The organism is Capnocytophaga sp. oral taxon 329 str. F0087, from assembly GCF_000213295.2.
GTDB classification, from domain to species: Bacteria; Bacteroidota; Bacteroidia; order Flavobacteriales; family Flavobacteriaceae; genus Capnocytophaga; species Capnocytophaga leadbetteri_A.
In genome coordinates, this window is sequence record NZ_KN390004.1 from 6,857 (window position 1) to 26,885 (window position 20,029).

14 protein-coding genes and 1 pseudogene are annotated in these 20,029 nt (G+C 39.3%); 11 read left to right on the plus strand and 4 right to left on the minus strand.

The window, feature by feature from the left end; all coding sequences use genetic code 11:
• Positions 1–341, plus strand: a pseudogene (locus tag HMPREF9074_RS12690) (succinate--CoA ligase subunit alpha); the annotation flags it as partial.
• Positions 342–480: 139 nt separating this feature from the next.
• Positions 481–1,644, plus strand: coding sequence for a serine hydrolase domain-containing protein (locus HMPREF9074_RS06100; protein ID WP_009391787.1), 1,164 nt, complete (start codon positions 481–483; stop codon positions 1,642–1,644).
• Here HMPREF9074_RS06100 and HMPREF9074_RS06105 read toward each other — a convergent pair.
• The 4 genes from HMPREF9074_RS06105 to fumC all read right to left on the minus strand — a co-directional run bounded on the left by HMPREF9074_RS06105 (position 1,641) and on the right by fumC (position 5,654).
• Complete coding sequence (locus tag HMPREF9074_RS06105; protein ID WP_009391789.1) at positions 1,641–3,155, minus strand: sulfatase; 1,515 nt, start codon at positions 3,153–3,155, stop codon at positions 1,641–1,643. The genes HMPREF9074_RS06100 and HMPREF9074_RS06105 overlap by 4 nt on opposite strands.
• A 15-nt stretch (positions 3,156–3,170) precedes the next feature.
• Positions 3,171–3,722: a hypothetical protein gene (locus tag HMPREF9074_RS06110; protein ID WP_009391791.1), complete on the minus strand. Its 552-nt coding sequence runs from the start codon at positions 3,720–3,722 to the stop codon at positions 3,171–3,173.
• An 83-nt stretch (positions 3,723–3,805) separates the two neighbouring features.
• Positions 3,806–4,078, minus strand: a complete 273-nt coding sequence (locus HMPREF9074_RS06115) for a TRL-like family protein (RefSeq protein WP_034540020.1) — start codon at positions 4,076–4,078, stop codon at positions 3,806–3,808.
• Positions 4,079–4,256: 178 nt separating this feature from the next.
• Positions 4,257–5,654: a class II fumarate hydratase gene (gene fumC, locus HMPREF9074_RS06120; protein WP_009391794.1), complete on the minus strand. Its 1,398-nt coding sequence runs from the start codon at positions 5,652–5,654 to the stop codon at positions 4,257–4,259.
• Between the two features lie 580 nt (positions 5,655–6,234).
• Between fumC and htpG the strand changes: the two genes are divergently transcribed.
• From htpG to HMPREF9074_RS06165, 9 genes are all read left to right on the plus strand, one after another.
• On the plus strand, positions 6,235–8,109 hold the full coding sequence (gene htpG / locus HMPREF9074_RS06125; protein ID WP_009391796.1) for a molecular chaperone HtpG: 1,875 nt from the start codon (positions 6,235–6,237) through the stop codon (positions 8,107–8,109).
• Positions 8,110–8,399: 290 nt separating this feature from the next.
• Positions 8,400–8,975 carry a PhnA domain-containing protein gene (locus HMPREF9074_RS06130; protein WP_009391797.1) on the plus strand — a complete coding sequence of 192 codons (576 nt, stop codon included), beginning with the start codon at positions 8,400–8,402 and terminating at the stop codon, positions 8,973–8,975.
• A 45-nt stretch (positions 8,976–9,020) separates the two neighbouring features.
• Positions 9,021–10,574: a sialidase family protein gene (locus HMPREF9074_RS06135; protein ID WP_034540021.1), complete on the plus strand. Its 1,554-nt coding sequence runs from the start codon at positions 9,021–9,023 to the stop codon at positions 10,572–10,574.
• A 493-nt stretch (positions 10,575–11,067) separates the two neighbouring features.
• Positions 11,068–15,678 carry a T9SS type B sorting domain-containing protein gene (locus tag HMPREF9074_RS06140; RefSeq protein WP_034540012.1) on the plus strand — a complete coding sequence of 1,537 codons (4,611 nt, stop codon included), beginning with the start codon at positions 11,068–11,070 and terminating at the stop codon, positions 15,676–15,678.
• Between the two features lie 150 nt (positions 15,679–15,828).
• The gene (locus HMPREF9074_RS06145; protein ID WP_009391803.1) at positions 15,829–17,550 is read left to right on the plus strand and encodes an alpha-amylase family glycosyl hydrolase; all 1,722 of its coding nucleotides are present in this window, start codon (positions 15,829–15,831) and stop codon (positions 17,548–17,550) included.
• Positions 17,551–17,565: 15 nt separating this feature from the next.
• Positions 17,566–18,333: a Mur ligase domain-containing protein gene (locus HMPREF9074_RS06150; protein ID WP_034540014.1), complete on the plus strand. Its 768-nt coding sequence runs from the start codon at positions 17,566–17,568 to the stop codon at positions 18,331–18,333.
• 11 nt (positions 18,334–18,344) lie between these two features.
• On the plus strand, positions 18,345–19,196 hold the full coding sequence (locus HMPREF9074_RS06155; RefSeq protein ID WP_009391807.1) for an NADAR family protein: 852 nt from the start codon (positions 18,345–18,347) through the stop codon (positions 19,194–19,196).
• 192 nt (positions 19,197–19,388) lie between these two features.
• Positions 19,389–19,598, plus strand: coding sequence for a hypothetical protein (locus HMPREF9074_RS12695; RefSeq protein WP_009391813.1), 210 nt, complete (start codon positions 19,389–19,391; stop codon positions 19,596–19,598).
• A 50-nt stretch (positions 19,599–19,648) separates the two neighbouring features.
• The gene (locus HMPREF9074_RS06165; RefSeq protein WP_009391815.1) at positions 19,649–19,966 is read left to right on the plus strand and encodes a DUF4298 domain-containing protein; all 318 of its coding nucleotides are present in this window, start codon (positions 19,649–19,651) and stop codon (positions 19,964–19,966) included.
• Positions 19,967–20,029: the final 63 nt, after the last annotated feature.

The window sequence follows — 20,029 nt, forward strand, 5'->3', positions numbered from 1 at the left end:
GTGGTGACCCTATTATTGGTACCACCACTAAAGAAGCCGTTGAACTACTAATGAATGACCCTGAAACTCATTGTATAGTGATGATAGGCGAAATAGGTGGTCAGTTAGAACCTGAAGCTGCTCGTTGGATAAAAGCTAATGGCAACAAAAAACCTGTAGTGAGCTTTATTGCTGGTGAGACAGCTCCTAAAGGGCGCACTATGGGGCACGCTGGAGCTATAGTAGGAGGTGCTGAAGACACTGCTGAGGCTAAAAAACGCATTCTTAGAGAGTGTGGTGTACACGTAGTGGATTCGCCTGCTAAAATAGGTGAAAAAGTAAAAGAGATAATGAGTAAATAGACTTTATTTTTGTTTTTATCGTAAAAAAAAGCTGTTAGAGTATTTTCTAACAGCTTTTTTATATTTTATTACATTATCTTCATCTTTTTTCCGCTCATAATTACTATCTTTGCGCCCTGAAAAAAATAACTCATTACAAATGAAAAAACTAACAACCATTATCGTGTTTTCTACTATTATCTCTTTCTTTAATACTCTTTTCGGGCAAAGAAAACTATCTGATACAGAGGTTTTTAAAAAGAATCCTTCTGAAGTTACCTCGTTTGAAGAGGCTAAGACTGAAGCTGAAAAGATATTGTACTACCTTATTCAAGAGGAAATTATACCAGGGGCATCAGTCACGGTTACTAAACAAGGGAAAATTATTTGGCAAGGAGGGTATGGCTATGCCGATATTAGCAAAAAAACGTCTGTAGACCCACAAAAAACTATCTTTCGTGTAGCTAGTATGAGCAAAGCTATCACTGGGGTATTATTGGCACGCCTACAAGAGCAAAAGAAATTTGACTGGAATCTTTCGCTGTATGAATACGTACCTAACTTCCCGCCCAAACCGTTTGACTTCACTATTAAACAGCTTGCTGGACATTTGGCAGGTATTCGCTCTTACAAAGCAAATGAATATACCCTCAACAAGAAGTACACTATAGAAGAGGGAATAGACCTATTTAAAGATGACATACTACAATCGGCACCAGGCACTAAGTTTTTATACAGCAGTTATGGTATTAATCTTATTTCATTAGCTATTGAAAAGTGCCTAAACAAGAAGTTTGAAGATATAGCTAAAGACGAGGTTTTTAAACCACTGAATATGTGGCGCACCTTTCCTGACAGAGGTAAAATTATCACTGATGAAGCTACTCCGTACACCCGTACTAAAAAGGGATTAGACAAGGCTACTGAGGTGAATAACTACTTCAAATTGGCAGGTGGAGGCTTCCTTTCTACCTCTCACGATATTGCAAAAATGGGTACTGCCATAGAGCGACACAGCTTCTTATCGCAAGCTGTAGAAAATGAGATGCTCAAAAAACAATGTACTACTGACGATGTAGAGATAAACTATGGTATAGGTTGGCAAAACCAACGCGACTGGAATGGACGCGACTACTTTGGACATACCGGTATGGGGGTAGGTGGTTTTGGTTGGCTATCAGTATACCCTAATGAACAAGTAGTTATTGTGATGCTCTTCAACGTTACAGACCCTCAAATAAGTATTTATCTACAGCGCCTCACCGATTTTATTTTAGAAGGCGCTAAGCTAACTAACCAACCTACCCTCATTGAAAATCCTTAATTTAACTCAATAGGTTTCCCCGTTTTTTTATTAATAGGTAACTGCGCTTTTACTCGCTTAAGGTAATGGCGCAGTTTTTTTGTGAGCTCTTGTGTCTTGCGCGGGTATTCTGTATCCAAATTGTACTGCTCTCCTATATCATCTTCGAGGTTAAAGAGTTCTTTTTGCCCTGTTTTGTACATATACACTAATTTCCAATCGCCTAAGCGTATGGCACTCGAAGCTCCGTAACCATAACCTTCTACTGTATACCAATTGTTAGGGCAATGCCAATAAAGGGGACGGGACTTCCCTCCTACTCTTTTCCCCTCGAGCAAAGGCAAAAAGCTCTTACCATCTACCACCTGCGGCACTTGGTAGCGGTAATGCTTTAGCTGAGCAACACTCAACAAAGTCGGAAAAACATCTTCGATAATAACCGGCTGCGAAGTACGCGTACCAGCAGGTATATGTCCGTGCCAAGCTGCTATCATAGGGATACGCACGCCCCCCTCATAAGCAGAACCTTTGCCTGCTTGTAGCGGATAGTTGTGTGTGTTAGGCTCGCCACCTCGCGCTACAGCACTAAGTCCGCCATTATCAGAGAGAAATAAGATAAAAGTATTATCGGCTAACTGATGTGCTTCGAGGTAATCTAACACATCGCCGAGGCTTTTATCCATAGCAGCTACCATAGAGGCATAGCGCGCCTCTATAGGGTCTAAATGCTTATAGGCATCAATAAAACGTTTGTCTTCTTCTATAGGAATATGTACCGCATAATGCGAAAGATAGAGAAAAAACGGACGGTCTTTAGGACGGCTGTCTAAGGTAGCAAGAGCCTCAAGGGTGAGAGCTTCGGTAACAGAAATATCTTTTCCCCAATACTTTTGCAGGTCGGGGATAGCAAAAGCAGATGATGGTTTGCCGTCTGTACGATTGCCAAAATTAGTAAGCCCCGAGTAACTGGCAGGCCCTCCGCCTGCGTGTCCTGCTATATTCTTCTCAAAACCTAAGTTCAGCGGATCAGCGCCTAACGTTTGGGTAGCCCCAAAATGTGCTTTACCTATACAGATAGTGTAATAGCCCACATCTTTGAGCAACTGCGGAAGAGTACGAGCGTAATAAGTGCGAGGAATATTAGGTACAGGCGAAATGCCATTGACATTCCACTCAGGAGGTGAGATAACTGTGTCTTCTACATCGGTAGGAGTATTGTAGTGAAGCGTCCAATTGGTTACACGATGGCGAGCCGCATTACTACCCGTCATTAGGCTAACCCTACTAGGCGAACATATAGAGGCAGCATAGCCTTGCGTAAGCTGTATGCCCTTAGCGGCGAGACGCTCCATATTAGGAGTGTGGTAAATATCATTATTAGGTACACGCTTTTCGTAAAAAGGCAACGAAGTGTCTTCCCAGCCCATATCGTCTACTATAAAGACAACTATATTAGGGCGTTGAGAGGTAATAGCTTGTCCCCAGCTGTTAGTAAACAGCAATGCTAATAGTATCAAAAAAGTTGGTTTCATTTCTTAATGGTTTAGTTATTTAAAAATAGTAAACAAATTAGTATTTATTGCTTCTATTCTCTTTTTAGATGAAGAGGCTGTATCAAATTTATAGGTCTTACCTTTTTCTTTTATTATAACTAATTGCCAATCAGAAGTATTAAATATAGACTTCAATTTTTCTGCAGGAATTGTAGTAGAAAAACGCGACTGAAAGTTATTTTTTTCTCTTTCTACAAACAACAATTTGACGTCAGAAAGTTCAAACTCTGTATTATTAACATACAAATAAGCTCTTGTTAAGCTATGTACGGCTTCTGGCATATACACGCTAAAATTCACCTGTGCTGTACCCTGCAAACTCTCTTTACTTCTGAAGCTAATATCTAATGTAGCTTTTGCCTCTTTGTATTCACTTACTAAGGCTAAAGGTTTTATAAAATATTGATTACCTTCATCACCTGCATAATAACTCTCGAAGTATTTTTTACTTCCAGCTGAAGCTGCGGGTCTTACCCCTAAGCAACTATTAAAAGTAATGGATAAAGAGACAAGTAGTAAACTAAGTAGTAAAAAACGTTTCTTCATAAAACAATATTAAAAAAAAAGAAGAAAAGAACTATCTTGATGTATTTTAGATAGTTCTTTTTCTTCTCTTAAGTTAAAAAAAACTATTCACCAGTTACAATAGTTTCATAAGAAACTACGATACCAAGAATACTTTTGTGTTTGATATCAACTGTTGAAATTTTAGTGATACCACCATTTTGAGCTGCTTTTTGGATACTTGCATCAGCACCAAAGAACAATACACCAAGATAACCAGTAGCGGTAGCAGTTCCTACTTTTTTACCAACTGGATTGCTAGTAGCTGCTACTGGCAATGTAAGAGAGCAGCTTGTTAGAGCAGTAGCTAAAGCTGCTGCAACGAATAATTTTTTCATAAAAAAATACATTTTTATTTGTTATGTTCCCTACTCTTATGGATTTTCAGTTCCTCCCTGTTGATAGTTTAACAGCTCTAATTAGGGTACAAATGTACGTTTTTATACAATACCACACAAATTTCTGCTAAAATATTTCTGTTTTTTAACATTTACCAGTTTATATTTTACTTGGTAATTATTTAAGGCTACCTACCATATCTTCTGGGCGTACCCATTTATCAAAGTCTTCTGGAGTAACATAACCTAAACGTACTGCTTCTTCTTTAAGAGTAGTGCCGTTGCGGTGTGCTGTTTGAGCTATCTCGGCAGCTTTGTAGTAACCTATCTTAGTATTGAGAGCTGTAACTAACATTAATGAATTATCTACCAACTCTTTGATACGTTTATAGTTAGGCTCAATTCCACTTGCACAATGCTCTTCGAATGACACGCATACATCACCTAAAAGCTCTGCTGATTTTAGGAAGTTAGAAGCCATTAACGGTTTGAATACATTGAGTTCGTAATGCCCTTGTGTACCTCCTATAGTGATAGCAACATCATTACCCATTACTTGAGCCGCTACCATAGTCATCGCCTCGCATTGGGTAGGGTTTACTTTACCAGGCATAATAGAACTACCAGGTTCGTTAGCAGGAATAAGGATTTCGCCTATACCAGAACGAGGACCTGAAGCCATCATACGAATATCATTAGCTATTTTGTTAAGCGAAACAGCTAATTGTTTGAGTGCCCCGTGGCTTTCTACGATAGCATCGTGAGAGGCTAAGGCTTCGAATTTATTAGGAGCGGTAACAAAAGGTAGTCCTGTGAATTTAGCAATATACTCAGCAACCTTTACATCATACCCCTTAGGAGTATTAAGCCCTGTACCTACAGCTGTACCACCTAAAGCAAGTTCTGAAAGGTGTGCAAGTGTATTCTTAATCGCTTTGATGGCGTGGTCGAGTTGGGCCACATAACCAGAGATTTCTTGACCAAGTGTAAGAGGGGTTGCGTCCATAAGGTGCGTACGACCTATCTTAACTACATCTTTGAAAGCTTCAGCTTTAGCCGCAAGGGTATCACGTAGTTTTTTAACCCCTGGAAGCGTTTTCTCTACCACCATTTTGTAGCAAGCAATATGCATACCTGTAGGGAAAGTGTCGTTAGACGATTGCGATTTATTTACATCATCATTAGCTTTTAACACAGGGTCGCCCTCGCCTATCTGTTTGCCAGCCAATACTTGAGCACGGTTAGCAATCACTTCGTTTACGTTCATATTTGACTGCGTACCAGAACCTGTTTGCCAGATAACCAATGGGAATTGGTCATCAAGTTTGCCTGCAAGAATTTCGTCGCATACTTGAGCAATAGCATCGCGTTTTTCAGCTGAAAGCACGCCTAAATCAAAATTTGCATAAGCAGCTGCTTTTTTGAGGTAAGCGAAACCACGAATGATTTCTTTTGGCATAGAGGCAGGAGCACCAATTTTGAAATTGTTGCGAGAACGCTCTGTTTGTGCCCCCCAGTATTTATCTGCAGGGACTTTCACTTCGCCTAAAGTGTCTTTTTCAATTCTGTAACTCATTTTGTTTGTATTTAATTAATAATAATTCGGTGATAATAACGCTACAAAAGTACGTTAGTTTTTTGAGATATTAAAATTTTTTTAAGTTTTTTTTCAATATATTTTTCTTTCATCCTTTAATCTATTTCAAACTACACATCAGCTAAAAATCCTCTCGTACTTTGCTATCGCATACTTTTCCCCGAAGGAAAGGAAAATCCGCCTGAAGTAGTATATTTTTCTGGTTTTAAGATAATAATTAGACGGTTATACTCTGATGATTGTTCGTCACATACTCGGCTGCGCCAGCTCGCCGACTTTCCTTCGCTCTTCCTAAAGGGTAGGTATATCTAACCTAAAGGGAAAAGATAAAAGAAATTTTCTCTGGGAGGGCTGGGAGGATTGTGAAGGCTGGGAGGATTGTGAAGGCTGGGAGGATTGTGAAGGCTGGGAGGATTGGGAGGACTGGAAAAAATGGGGGAGATATAGGTTATTGTGGAAAGTTGAGCATAGGAGAAAAAACTGTCATTTTGTCAGTTGTTTTTAGTTTGGTACTCTTTTAGCTATAGAAATATCCAAAAAACTAAAATTGATTGAATATATGAAAGGAAATATTAACGTTTCTGTAGAAAACATCTTTCCGCTTATCAAGAAATTCTTGTATAGCGACCACGAAATCTTTTTACGAGAGCTCATCTCTAACGCTACCGATGCTACCCTTAAACTAAAACACCTGACCAGTATAGGCGAGGCTAAGGTAGAATACGGCAACCCTATCATAGAAGTAAAAGTTGATAAAGATAATAAAACCTTACACATCAGCGACCAAGGTATCGGTATGACGGCTGAAGAGGTAGAGAAATACATCAACCAGATAGCTTTTTCGGGGGCTGAAGAGTTCTTGGCTAAATATAAAGACACCGCTAAAGACAGCGGCGTGATAGGTCATTTTGGGCTCGGTTTCTATTCGGCTTTTATGGTTGCTAATGAGGTGGAAATCATTACGAAATCATACACTGACGCTCCTGCTGTACGCTGGGTATGCGATGGCAGTCCGGAGTTTACTTTAGAGGAAACAGACCTACGCAGCGAGCGTGGTACGGAGATTATACTGCACCTTAACGATGAATCGCTTGAGTTTTTAGAAGAGTATCGCATAGAACAGCTATTGCGTAAGTACAACAAGTTTATGCCTGTACCTATTAAGTTCGGCACTAAACAAGTACCCCTACCCCGCCCTGAAAACGCTCCTGACGACTATAAAACAGAATATCGCACTGAGGATAACATCATCAATAACCCTACCCCTGCGTGGACAAAACAGCCCGCAGACCTAAGCGATGAGGATTATAAGCAATTCTATCACGAATTGTACCCTACCCAGTTTGAAGAACCGCTATTCCACATACATCTAAATGTAGATTATCCGTTCCACTTAACGGGTATACTCTATTTCCCTAAGCTATCTAACGATATGCAATTGCAGAAAGACCGCATACAGCTATACCAAAATCAGGTATTCGTAACGGACAATGTAGAGGGTATCGTGCCTGAGTTCCTCACTATGCTTAAAGGGGTGATTGACTCGCCTGATATTCCGCTAAACGTATCGCGTTCTTATCTACAAGCTGACGGTAATGTAAAGAAAATTTCGTCATACATTACTCGTAAGGTAGCCGACAAGCTCAAATCGCTCTTTACCAACAATAGAGAGGACTTCCAAAACAAGTGGAATGACATCAAGATTGTATTAGAATATGGTATGCTTACCGATGAAAAATTCTATGAAAAAGCAGGTGACTTCGTACTTTACCCTACTACTGATGGGCAGTATTACACTCTTAGCGAGCTAAAAGAAGCTATCAAAGCAAATCAAACTGACAAGAATGATACATTAGTAGTGCTATACGCTCAAAACAAAGAGCAACAATACACCGCTATAGAAGAAGCAAAAGCTAAAGGTTACCAAGTAGTGCTATTAGACAGTCCGATAGTATCGCATCTTATTCAGAAGTTAGAAGAAAAGAACGAAAAACTCACTTTTGCACGTGTAGATGCCGCTCCGCTCTCTAAATTGATACAGAAAGACGAGCCTATCCTTGCTAAGCACAGTGAAGAGGAGAAAAACACGCTAAAAGCAGATATAGAAAAGGTACTCCCAAAAGAAGGATATATGGTGCAAGTAGAAGATTTAGACAGTGATGACACACCGTTTGTTATCAATCAGCCAGAGTTTATGCGCCGTATGAAGGAGATGAGTGCTACTGGCGGTGGCGGTATGTTTGGGGCTTTCCCAGAGATGTACCACGTGGTGGTAAACGCCAACTCTCCGCTAGCCGATGCTATACTTGCCGCTGATGAAGCTGCTAAAGAAAAACTTATTAAGCAAGCCTTCGATTTGGCACGCCTCTCACAAGGACTCTTAAAAGGTAAAGAACTATCAGAGTTTGTAAAGAGAAACTGGGAAATTTGCTAATTTGACAATTTGACGATTTATCAATTTAAAGAGACTGTTCTAAAAAGTTTTATTTCACCTTAAAAAAGCTTGTTAATACAAATAATCTTTTTATAACTTGCTGATTATTAACACCTTAATTTTACATACATACTCAGCTATACTAGTTTGCTGACTACTTTCAAAAGAGGGAATGTAACGGTCAGCATACAAAAAAACTTTTAGAACAGTCTCTTTTTCTTGTGTAATTAGAAAAAATACTGTACTTTTGCGCCCCAAAAAAATTGATTAGCAAATCGAAAAATTGAAAAATGATAGAAATCTTGAAAGCCCGTAGTGGTAACTGTTGTGAGCTCTGTGGAGCTACTGAAAACTTAGGAGTATATACCATACCGTCTGCTAGAAACGAAAGCACAGACAATAGTCTGCTGGTATGCGATACCTGCCTAAGCCAAATAGAAAACCCAAGCACTATGGATAGCAATCACTGGCGTTGCCTAAATGATAGTATGTGGAGCGAACACCGCCCCGTAAAGGTAATGGCATGGCGATTGCTAAATCGGTTAAAAGATGAAGGCTGGTCGCTCGATTTGCTGAATATGATGTACTTAGACGATGAGGAACTCGCTTTTGCCAAAGATTCTGACGACCACCTTGACGAAAGTGAAAAGGTAATACACAAAGATAGCAATGGTACTGTATTAAGCAACGGCGATAACGTAGTACTCATCAAAGACCTAAAAGTAAAAGGTACGAGTATGACTGCTAAGCAAGGTACCGTAGTGCGCAAAATTACTCTCGACCCTGAAAACGCCCAATATATAGAGGGTAAAGTAGAGGGACAACAGATTGTAATCCTTACGCAGTATGTGAAGCGAATGAGCTAATATTTAACTATTTAATAAGATAAATATTAACAAATGAAATTATATATGAAACGATTATTTACAATGGCAGCTTTGCTGTGTATGAGTATAGGTTTTGCGCAGAAAACACTTCCTTTTGCTCAACCGCAAATGCCCATTGTTACTGAAAAGGAAAACACACTTACCTCTTTTGCTCTTCCTATTGAGAAGGGTGTACAGGTAGAAGATGTAGTACTCGCTTTCAAAACTAAACACCGAATGATAGACCTTGCTAATCTATCGGTATATGTGAGTACTAGAGATAAGCGTGAAGCGGCTACACTATTAGCACAAACTACTAAGATACGCAAAAAAGTTAAGCTTTCAGGCAACTACAAAGCAGCAAAAGACACCGTATACTTTTGGGTGACTGCTCGTACGACGGCTTCACCAGACTTGCTAAACAAACTTTTGCTGACAGGCATAAAGGTGAAAACCTCTGCTAAGAAATACGTACTATGCAACAAAAGCAATGAAGGACAACGCTTTGCTATCACTCTACGCCATCGCCAGCAAGACGGTATTGCGTGCTACCGCATACCAGGACTTGCTACTACGAATAAAGGAACACTGATTGCTATCTACGACAATCGTTATAACAACTGCAAAGACCTGCAAGAAGACATCAACGTAGGAATGAGCAGAAGTACTGATGGCGGACAGACTTGGGAGCCAATGAAAGAAGTAATCGATATGGGCGAATGGGGCGGAAAGCCTAACCGCTTAAATGGGGTAGGCGATGCGGCTGTATTAGTAGATGAACAAACCAATACCATTTGGGTAATGGGCTTATGGCAACACGGATTAGACCCTAAGGTGATGACTTGGTGGGGTTCTAAACCCGGATTGACTCCTGATGAAACAGGACAAATAGTAGTAGTAAAAAGCAATGATGATGGCAAGACGTGGAGTCAGCCCCTAAATGTAACTGCACAGATGAAAAACCCAGAGTGGCATCTGTTCTTTGAAGGGCCTGGTAAAGGTATTAGTATGGCAGACGGTACCCTAGTATTTGCAGGGCAATTTAAAGATAAAGACCAAGTGCCACACTCTACCATTATCTACAGCAAAGACCACGGTGCTACTTGGCAGGTAGGCACAGGGGCGAAATCGCACACTACAGAAGCACAAGTAGTACAGCTAAGCGATGGCTCGCTAATGCTAAATATGCGTGATGACCGCAACCGCTCTAACTACGAACTTTCTGATGCTTATAATGGTAGATCAGTGGCCGTTACTACTGATATGGGGAAAACGTGGGTAGAACACTCTACTTCGCGTACTGCTTTGGTAGAGCCTAACTGTATGGCAAGTATCATATCATATAAAAATAAGAAAGGTAAGCAATACTTATTCTTCTCTAATCCGGCTGATGCTAAAAAACGCATTAACCTAACGGTGAAAGTAAGTGATGATGAGGGCAATACTTGGGATAAACACCCACAAATATTGCTATATGAGAAAGATAATATGGGGTATTCTTGCTTAACAGTAGTAGATAATAAAACTCTTGGTATTATTTACGAGGGAGACGGCGATTTGTATTTCCAAAAAATTGCTATAAAAGAGTTTATGAAGTAAGTAGTATTATAATGTTATTAAAAAGCACTGCTTTTGGCTTAAACAACCAAAGCAGTACTTTTTAATTTTTTTTACTTGATACTATTATTTATTTACACTTATTTTTAACTCATAGCTACAATTATACTTCATTCATAAAAACATAAACAAAAAGCAATTTAACACATAAATATCTCTTAAAGAAAGTATAATTAGAGACGACACACATAGGATTAACAGATGATTAACACAACATCTTCAAAAATAATGATTTTTAATTACAAATGTTAACAATATCTTAAAACTGATAATCAGACAGTTAAGATAATAACATTATATAAACTTCAATTTTTTAACAAAATAATTTGATAAAACGCTTGCATATTTAAAATTTATCAGTAACTTAGCCTTCAAAATAATGAAAGATTAAATAAAACGTAAAAATACTTTACGTATATTTGCTAAAAAAAGATTTTTTTAATTTTAATTTAACGTGAAAGAGAGATAATATTTTATGAAAAAAAGATTAGTTACTATGTGGCTGTTATTAACAGCAGGGGTCGTAGGTTATTCCCAAAAAAACATAAATCAACCCGATCCTAACAACATTACTATTGATCGCGAAAATCCTTGTCGGGAATTTATGATGGAAGTATTCCCAGATAAAGGAAATTGTTCTGCACAAATTTTGAATGTATACGCTTGGGGCGTAAAAGAAAATGAGCAGATAAGCTGGCAGCTATTAGATGCTAATAAAGCATCAAAAGCCAGCGGTACATTTACGGCAACCCAAACACGCAATGTAAATCAGCGTATTGAGCTGCCTAACTTGCCATCAGGTAATTATACCTTTGTGGCTACAAGTACTTCTTGTCCTAAATCGCCCAAAGAATACTCTTTGCACCTACAAGCTCTTTTGCAGATGAGTCTTTTAGAAAAACAAGACATAGGCTGCAATAATAAGAGTAGTGATAAGGGCAGCGTGCTCTTGCGTGTATCAGGAGGCGAAAAAGGTAGCTATATCTATGGCTACGAAAAGATAGAAGAGGGACACAAACCTTGTGGTGATTCTTTTGATATTCGCAAGCCTGATTATGCAGATGACAATATAGATGGAGCTCCTACTTATGACGGAGTACCTTGCTGGCAAAAAGGAACCACAAATGGTAATACTTTTATCAGCTTAGATGAGGGCATATGGCGTATTTACGCTATGGATCCTGTTAGAGGATGTGTGGTATCGGATACTGTTACCATTCGTCGCTACCCTATCCTCTCTATAACCTCTATTGTAGCACAACTCTGCCAAGTGCAAACTGATGGTAAAATACCTGTGCATATCACCCTTGCACAACGCGGACAGGGCAAGCATTATTATAAACTCAATGAGCAAGCCGAGCAACCTATACAGTTTACTGAAGGCAACACTTTCGTACTAAATGTATTGCCTGACAGCTACAAAATAACTATACGCGATGAAAAAGGTTGCTATGCCGATGGAGGTTTTGAGGTGAAAGTCCCTACCCCTATACAGCTAAATGTTAGAGCCGCAAAAGCTACTTGTGCTACAGATAAAGGACAACTCTCCCTTAGTGTTATACCTAAAGAAGGTACTCTAGCTAAAATAAGTGGGTTCAGCTATCGTCTAACAGCAGGTAGTACTGTAGTAACAGGTACTACAACTGATAATAACACAGCCCTTCAGTTGCCTGCAGGCTTCTACCAAATAGAAGTAACTGTAGCTGAAACTGGTTGTAAGCTTTATGATAAAGTACTAATGCCAGAACCGCCTACTGTTATACAAGTAACCGCTACCCCTCTATACAGCAAAAATTGTACGCAAGAGAATGGTGAGATAGCTTTGCATATATCAGGAGGGCAAGCTCCTTATAAGGTGCGATTAGTACATCAAACCACTAAAAATGAACTTACCCAAACGCTTAATTCTTCTGTTTATACTTTTACAGGAGTAACTGCTGGTAATTATACCATAGAAGTTCAAGATGCTGCTGGCTGTAGTCGTTACGAGGGGACTACCTCTGTAACTGTTCAACCTTCTTTTGTACTTAAAAACATTAGCTTCGAAACTCTGAAAAAAGCTACTTGTGAGCGCAAAGAAGAGGTACTTGTAAAAGTAGCTGTAACTCCTGAATACGTAAAAGGAACGTGGCTAAAATATATCATCACAAGTGAAGATAAAAAATACAGAAAAGAGATACGCCTTGATGATACCTCTTTACAACTTAATGGAACTGAAGCCCTAGGTGTTGGTAAGTATCATATAGAGGTATTGAATGAACAAACCAAATGTAGAATAGGTGAAGATTATGAAGTGAAGTCTGTTGCAGAAGACTATAGGTTAGTGGTAGGAACTCCTGTAAAAGCCACTTGTGCTTCAGATAAAGGACAACTCACCCTTAGTGTTATACCTAAAGAAGGTACTTTAGCTAAAATAAGTGGGTTCAGCTATCGTCTAACAGCGGGTAGTACTGTAGTAACAGGTACTACAACTGATAATAGCACAACCCTTCAGTTGCCTGCTGGATTCTACCAAATAGAAGTAACTGTAGCTGAAACTGGCTGTAAGCTTTATGATAAAGTACTAATGCCTGAACCGCCTACTGCTATACAAGTAACCGCTACCCCTCTATACAGCAAGGATTGTACGCAAGAGAATGGTGAGATAGCTTTGCATATATCAGGAGGACAAGCTCCTTATAAGGTACGATTAGTACATCAAAACACTAAAAATGAACTTACCCAAACGCTTAATTCTTCTGTTTATACTTTTACAGGAGTAACTGCTGGTAGTTATACCATAGAAGTTCAAGACGCTGCTGGCTGTAGTCGTTATGAGGGGACTACTTCTGTAACTGTTCAACCTTCTTTTGTACTTAAAAACATTAGCTTTGAGACTCTAAAAAAAGCTACTTGTGAGCGCAAAGAAGAGGTACTTGTAAAGGTAGCTGTAACTCCTCAGTACGTAAAAGGAACATGGCTAAGATATATCATCACAAGTGAAGATAAAAAATACAGAAGAGAGATACGCCTCGATGATATTGCTTTGGAGCTTAATGGAACTGAAGCCTTAGGTGTTGGTAAGTATTATATAGAGGTATTGAATGAACAAACCCAATGTAGTATAGGTGAAGATTATGAAGTGAAGTCAGTGGCAGAAGACTATAGGTTAGTGGTAGGAACACCTGTAAAAGCCACTTGTTCGTCTGGCAAAGGATTGCTTACCCTCAGCATACAGAATAAAGAGGCTTCTGCTACTAAAGTGAGTGCTTTTGATTATCGCATAACCGCTAACTCAGTAGTAACAGGTACTTCAACTAATGGTAGTGCTATGATTCGCCTTTCAGCAGGTTCTTACCAAATAGAAGTGACTGTAGCAGAGACAGGCTGTAAGCTCTATGGAAAAGTAATAATGCCAGAACCACCTGCTGCTCTCAAACTTGCTACTACAGTACAAGCCTCAGCCAATTGTGAGGATGCTAAAGGAGCCGCTATCGTACAAGTGAGTGGAGGTGTCTCTCCTTATACTATCACCCTCACCCACAAACGCACAGGAACTGTATACAGTGAAACAAATGTAGGTGTAGGAGCGAATGCTATCACTCTCAACTTTTCTGACCTAAAATCAGGTTATTACTATGCACACGTACAAGATGCTGCTAACTGTGAGGCTATGGGATCAGTTACTATTGAAGAATACACTCCCATCGTTCTTAGCAAACTCAATGCTGAAGCCATAGCACCCTCTTGCGGCGATGCTAATGATGGCAAACTTATATTTGAAGTGCAAGTAAGTGGAGGTGTACCTCCGTATAAATACAAATTAGAGAAAAAGACAGAAAAAACATCTGAACATACTCTCATAACTGTTACTAATGGCAAAGGATATATAGAAAACCTTAGTAGTGGTAGTTACCAATTATTAGTAGAGGACAGTAAGAACTGTATCGCTACCATAACAGAAACCACTATTATAGCGCCTAAACCTATCACTGTAGATATTAAGGTAAATAAATCGCACTCTCAAGCCTGCGATGACAGTCAAAACGGTAGTGTAACCTTATCGAATATAGCAGGAGGCTCTGGTTTTTATCGTATTTATCTCATCAACCACGAGAAAAAGACAGTGGTAGATAGAAAAATAGGTGTAAAGGCAGGAGAAACCGTTACTTTTGGCAATTTAGCTTCCTCTTATAATATTCATTACGAAATCGCTATACAAGATAGTAAGGGCTGCCTATTAGCTCATTTAGCTCCTTTTACTATTGATGAAGAACCTGATGTAGCTGTACAATCAGTAGAGAACGAAATTAACTGTGACCCAACCTCAAACAAAGGATATGTACATACCTTAGTGGTTAAGTTTAACAACAACGTAGTGGATTATGATAAGATAAGTTATAATCTAAACAACGGAACAGAACGTTTATTTACCCGTACAGCTGGCAATATCGCCTTTATTGATGACTTTGATGCTGAAACACTTACCCAAACGCTTACAGTTAACTATAAGCCTATGGGAGTTGGTCGCCCTATATGTCCTGCTTCAATAGTCAATTTTAGTCTTACACGCTTCCCTCAATTCACTTTAGAGCGCGTACCTAACGACGATTTGAATGTAATAGAAGTTATTGCTAAAGGCGGTGTAACTGACCCTTTATCAGGCTACACTTACTACTTCAACGGTGAAAATCAGGGTAATAATCCCGTGTATACTATCAAAAACACTGACCCTGAACGTATAGAAGCTGGAGGGGTACGCATCAAAACCATAGAAGTGAAAGCTAAAGATGCTAAAGACTGTATACGCACTTTAGTAGTAGAAGTACCTTATATCGATATAGATATACCTAACTATTTCACCCCTAATGGAGATGGAGATAATGACCGTTGGCGCCCTAAAAAAATGGAAGATTTTCCTAACGCTTTCGTTCACGTATTCGACCGCAATGGCAGACGTATGGCTACCTTGAAACCTGGAGAATCGTGGGACGGTATCTATGCTGGTAAACCAATGCCTTCGGGAGACTATTGGTATACTATAGACCTAAACGATGAGTTGCGCGACGGACGAAAAATATATGGGCATTTCTCTCTTTATCGTTAGAGTAGTTATACTACAGATTGACGAATAATACTTTTAGTTAAATTGGATATTTACTTTGCCAAAGGTTAATTTTGCTATACCTTTGGCAAAGTTTTTTTGTTAATTAGCAATTGTTTCATACCTTTGCAAGGTCTTAGAAAAGAAACAAAAATGAACAACAAAATAGTAGTTTATCAGGTGCTTACAAGACTCTTTGGCAATACTAACACTACCAATAAACCGTGGGGCACCAAGGAAGAAAATGGTGTGGGAAAATTCTCAGACTTCACTGAAAAAGCCCTGTTGGAGATAAAAAAGTTAGGAGCAACACATATCTGGTTTACAGGAGTATTGCACCACGCCCTTACTACTGACTATACAGCTTATGGCATCAGCAACGACTTTCCCGCAGTGGTAAAAGGACGTGCCGGTTCACCTTACGCTATAAAGGATTATTACTCGGTAAATCCTGACCTTGCTGATGACCCTACACACCGCTTAGAAGAATGGGAAGCTCTTATAGCACGTACTCACCAATGCGGACTAAAAGTAATAATGGATATAGTGCCTAACCACGTAGCGCGGCGCTATGAAAGCATTGCTAAGCCTAAAGGAATACGCGGTTTTGGTGAAGATGATGATACAAGTATACAATATGCTGTAAACAACAATTTTTACTATAACCCCAATGAGGCTTTTCAATTACCTGAAGGTATTTATGGTGAGTATCACGAGTTCCCTGCTAAATGGACAGGCAATGGAGCGCGGGCTTCTAAACCAGACCGCAACGATTGGTACGAAACTGTAAAACTTAACTATGGGGTACGTCCTGATGGTACTAAGGATTTTGCTACGCTGCCTATAGGTTTTGAGAATGAAGATACCGAGGTACATTACCATTTTTGGCAAGACCAAATAGTGCCTAATACTTGGCAAAAATTTAAAGATATCGCTTTGTATTGGCTTGCTAAAGGTGTAGATGGATTCCGTTATGATATGGCTGAAATGGTACCTGTAGAGTTTTGGAGTTACCTCAATTCGGCTATCAAACATCAGAATCCAGAGGCTTTCTTGTTGGCTGAGGTATACAACCCCAATGAATACCGCCCTTACTTGCACTTGGGCAAAATGGATTATCTATACGACAAAGTACAACTATACGATACACTGCGGGCTATTGTCAGCTATGGGCATACCACTGACGCTATTGCCCCTATACAGCGTGAACTTGCTGACATTTCAGACCGTATGTTGCACTTCTTAGAAAACCACGATGAGCAACGCATTGCTTCTCCTGAATTTGCTGGCTATGCTGAAAAGGCTAAACCTGCGATGACAGTTTCAACCCTTATAAGCGAGTCGCCAGTGATGTTATATTTTGGTCAAGAAGTAGGAGAAAGAGCCGCTGAATGGGCAGGCTTTGGCAGTCCGTCGCGTACCTCTATCTTTGATTATATAGGCGTACCTGCTCATCAACGTTGGGTAAATGACAAGCGTTTTGATGGCGGTCAGCTTTCGGATGCCGAGCGAGCTTTACGCGATTTCTATCAACGCTTACTCACCTTAAAAATAGCAGGTTCTTATATCGATTTGCACCAATATAATCGCCAAAATACTATCTATTACAATGATAAGGTATATAGCTTTGCAAGAGGTAATGAAGACGAACAATGGATAATAGTAACCAATTTTAATGAGCACGAAAGTTATGGTTTTGACTTGCAATTACCTTCTTGTCTCTTAGGTAGTTGGTTTTTGAATGATGGCAAATACCCCCTAACTGAGGCATTATACAGCAAAAAAGAAACTACCTTATATATTGAAAACGGTAAAGGGCATATGCGTGTAGACATAGCCCCTTTAGAATCCTTAGTATTTAAAATTAACTCATAGACAAATTAGCAAATTATGAATATACATTTTATAGTAGCTCCTAGTACACATTTGCGTCCACTGATGAAAGAACTCAGTAATAAACATCATATCACTATCCTTCCTGAAGAAATGTCAGGCAGTACTGATTGTGTAGTGGTAGACCCGCACCTTTCAGAGCATCACCCCGACCTACTACAAGCACAACAGTTAGGGCTGAGACTTCTATCACCTACTGAATTTTTATATGAATATTTCAAAGATAAAACTCGTGTAGTGATAGCGGGCGGACAAGGTAGACAAGAAGTCTTAGCGCGTGTGCTACATACTATGGCTTTCTACAATAAACCTTTAAGTTACTGTTTGCAACAACCTATAGCAGGACGACAAGTGCATTTGGCAGATACAGAGTTTGTGCTTATAGAAGCCGATGCCCAAAGTGCTGCCTTGCGCCCTATTGTAGCTCTTATTACCGACATAGCCCCTACAGACAATCCTGCTGCGTATGATGCTTTTATCAGTGCTATTACTAAAGGGGGAATATTGATTTACAACGAGGAGGATACTGCCCTGAGCAATATAGTAGAAGCTAATGAAAACCCTATTAGGAAGATGGAGTACCGTACCCCTGCTTTTGAGACGCACAACGGTGAGACTTATCTGATTACCTCAGAAGGAGAGCTTCCTTTAGGAGAACTTAGCGCAACATCTGTAAGCAATATAGAAGCTGCTAAGTGGGTATGCCAAAATATGGCTATTGATGAGGCTGATTTTTATGAAGCAATGGCAGATTATCATTTATAAAAAAATCATTTATGGGAAAACTTTCTTTTACACCTATAGCACCACAGTGGATTGCGTTCCCTGCTTATACTGAATTTACGATAGGCTGGCGTATGGGCGCTGGCGAAGGTTATAAATGGGAGTTTTGGGACTGGTATGAGACCCTTACCCCGACACAACAAGAAGAATACCAAGCACTTTTTCCGTATCCTTGTTTTTGGCATTACAATAGATGGGAAGAAGATGAGCAAGATATAGATGACGAAGAGGATTATTACTACGAAGGAATTCCGGTTTGGCAACCTAAAGGCGCTTATAAGTACTCCATAGCACTCTTTATCCATTCGGCAAAGAAGCTCAAGTTTGTTTTCTTTTGGAAGCCCAATGCAGAGGTAGTTGATGAATCTTGTTTTTCACAATGGCAACCCTCACCTTTTTCTGTAGATGGTGATGAGTATTACTGTGCTGAGCAGTATATGATGGCTGAAAAAGCGCGTTTGTTTGACGATGAACAAGTGAGGGAGGAAATAATGAACACGTCCGACCCTAAACTGATGAGGATCTTAGGTAGGAAAGTGCGAAATTTTAACGATGAGGTGTGGGATAAAGCCAAATATAGTATTGTGCTCAATGGGAATTATTACAAATTCACTCAGAATAAGAAAATGATGGACTTTTTGCTTTCTACAGGCGATAAAATACTGGTAGAAGCGAGTCCGATGGATACCATTTGGAGGATAGGCTTAGGGAAAGACAACGAGAAAGCACATAACATCGCCTCGTGGCGTGGCAAGAATCTGTTGGGCTTTGCTCTAATGGAAGTAAGAGACGAGATAAGAAAGGTATATCAGAATGTACATTTACTGAAAAATAGAAATGAATAGACTCAAAATCAATGTAGTTACACTAAAAGAAGACGAATACCTTATTCGCGATAGTATTCGTTTTGAAAATTGTAGTTATCTACAGCTTTTCATTGACGATGAGGATATATAGCTACTTATCCTGATTTTGAAGATATACTGATAGTCCCCACTGAATTATACAAAAGTAGTTTACAAAGTGGTGAATATCTATTGTTTACTTGTGCTTGTGGTGTTGCAGACGATGGAGGATGGGCAACAATTAAGGTAACACATTCAGAAGCTATTGTTCAATGGGATTTTTTGAGAGACAAACCTTATTGTTTTAAGTTTCCTAAAGAAAATTACTTAAAAGAAGTTCAAGTTATCAATAAAGAAGACTATACTTTCATTCCTAAAGAGATTATTTTTCCTGAAATTTAATTTTTAAGAAAGAATAAGTTAGAAGTGATATATAAGCAAAAAACAAAAAAATGAATAAACGATACGAAAATATCAGTAAAATGAATGATATCCTCTTGCGATTAGAAGGCATTCTTACTAATGCTGAAGCTCTTTTAGAAGAGTGGAACGCTATACAGCCAGAATATGAGGCCTTAGAGGCATATTATGACAGTCCACAATGGCGAGAAGATTATTTCGACAGTAATAACGGTAAAATACCAGATGAGGTACCGCAATGGGTTCTGACCCAAGATGCTATTTTTGATGCTATAGGCACTCAGTTTGACCTTGCTGATAGTTTTCAACCACTATTAGACGGCATCAATGCGAGGAAATGGCAAGAATAAACATAGAAAAGCTGTCCTAAGAAGAATTTTGCTTAAACTTCTTAGGACAGTTTTTTATGATAT

Bases quoted from the DNA above. Each gene is read 5' to 3' on its own strand.
- HMPREF9074_RS06135 (WP_034540021.1), top strand. From the start codon at position 9,021: ATGAAACGATTATTTACAATGGCAGCTTTGCTGTGTATGAGTATAGGT.
- HMPREF9074_RS06145 (WP_009391803.1), top strand. From the start codon at position 15,829: ATGAACAACAAAATAGTAGTTTATCAGGTGCTTACAAGACTCTTTGGC.
- HMPREF9074_RS06165 (WP_009391815.1), top strand. From the start codon at position 19,649: ATGAATAAACGATACGAAAATATCAGTAAAATGAATGATATCCTCTTG.
- HMPREF9074_RS06110 (WP_009391791.1), bottom strand. From the start codon at position 3,722: ATGAAGAAACGTTTTTTACTACTTAGTTTACTACTTGTCTCTTTATCC.
- HMPREF9074_RS06105 (WP_009391789.1), bottom strand. From the start codon at position 3,155: ATGAAACCAACTTTTTTGATACTATTAGCATTGCTGTTTACTAACAGC.
- HMPREF9074_RS06140 (WP_034540012.1), top strand. From the start codon at position 11,068: ATGAAAAAAAGATTAGTTACTATGTGGCTGTTATTAACAGCAGGGGTC.
- HMPREF9074_RS06155 (WP_009391807.1), top strand. From the start codon at position 18,345: ATGGGAAAACTTTCTTTTACACCTATAGCACCACAGTGGATTGCGTTC.
- HMPREF9074_RS06130 (WP_009391797.1), top strand. From the start codon at position 8,400: ATGATAGAAATCTTGAAAGCCCGTAGTGGTAACTGTTGTGAGCTCTGT.
- HMPREF9074_RS06150 (WP_034540014.1), top strand. From the start codon at position 17,566: ATGAATATACATTTTATAGTAGCTCCTAGTACACATTTGCGTCCACTG.
- HMPREF9074_RS06115 (WP_034540020.1), bottom strand. From the start codon at position 4,078: ATGAAAAAATTATTCGTTGCAGCAGCTTTAGCTACTGCTCTAACAAGC.
- HMPREF9074_RS06100 (WP_009391787.1), top strand. From the start codon at position 481: ATGAAAAAACTAACAACCATTATCGTGTTTTCTACTATTATCTCTTTC.
- fumC (WP_009391794.1), bottom strand. From the start codon at position 5,654: ATGAGTTACAGAATTGAAAAAGACACTTTAGGCGAAGTGAAAGTCCCT.
- htpG (WP_009391796.1), top strand. From the start codon at position 6,235: ATGAAAGGAAATATTAACGTTTCTGTAGAAAACATCTTTCCGCTTATC.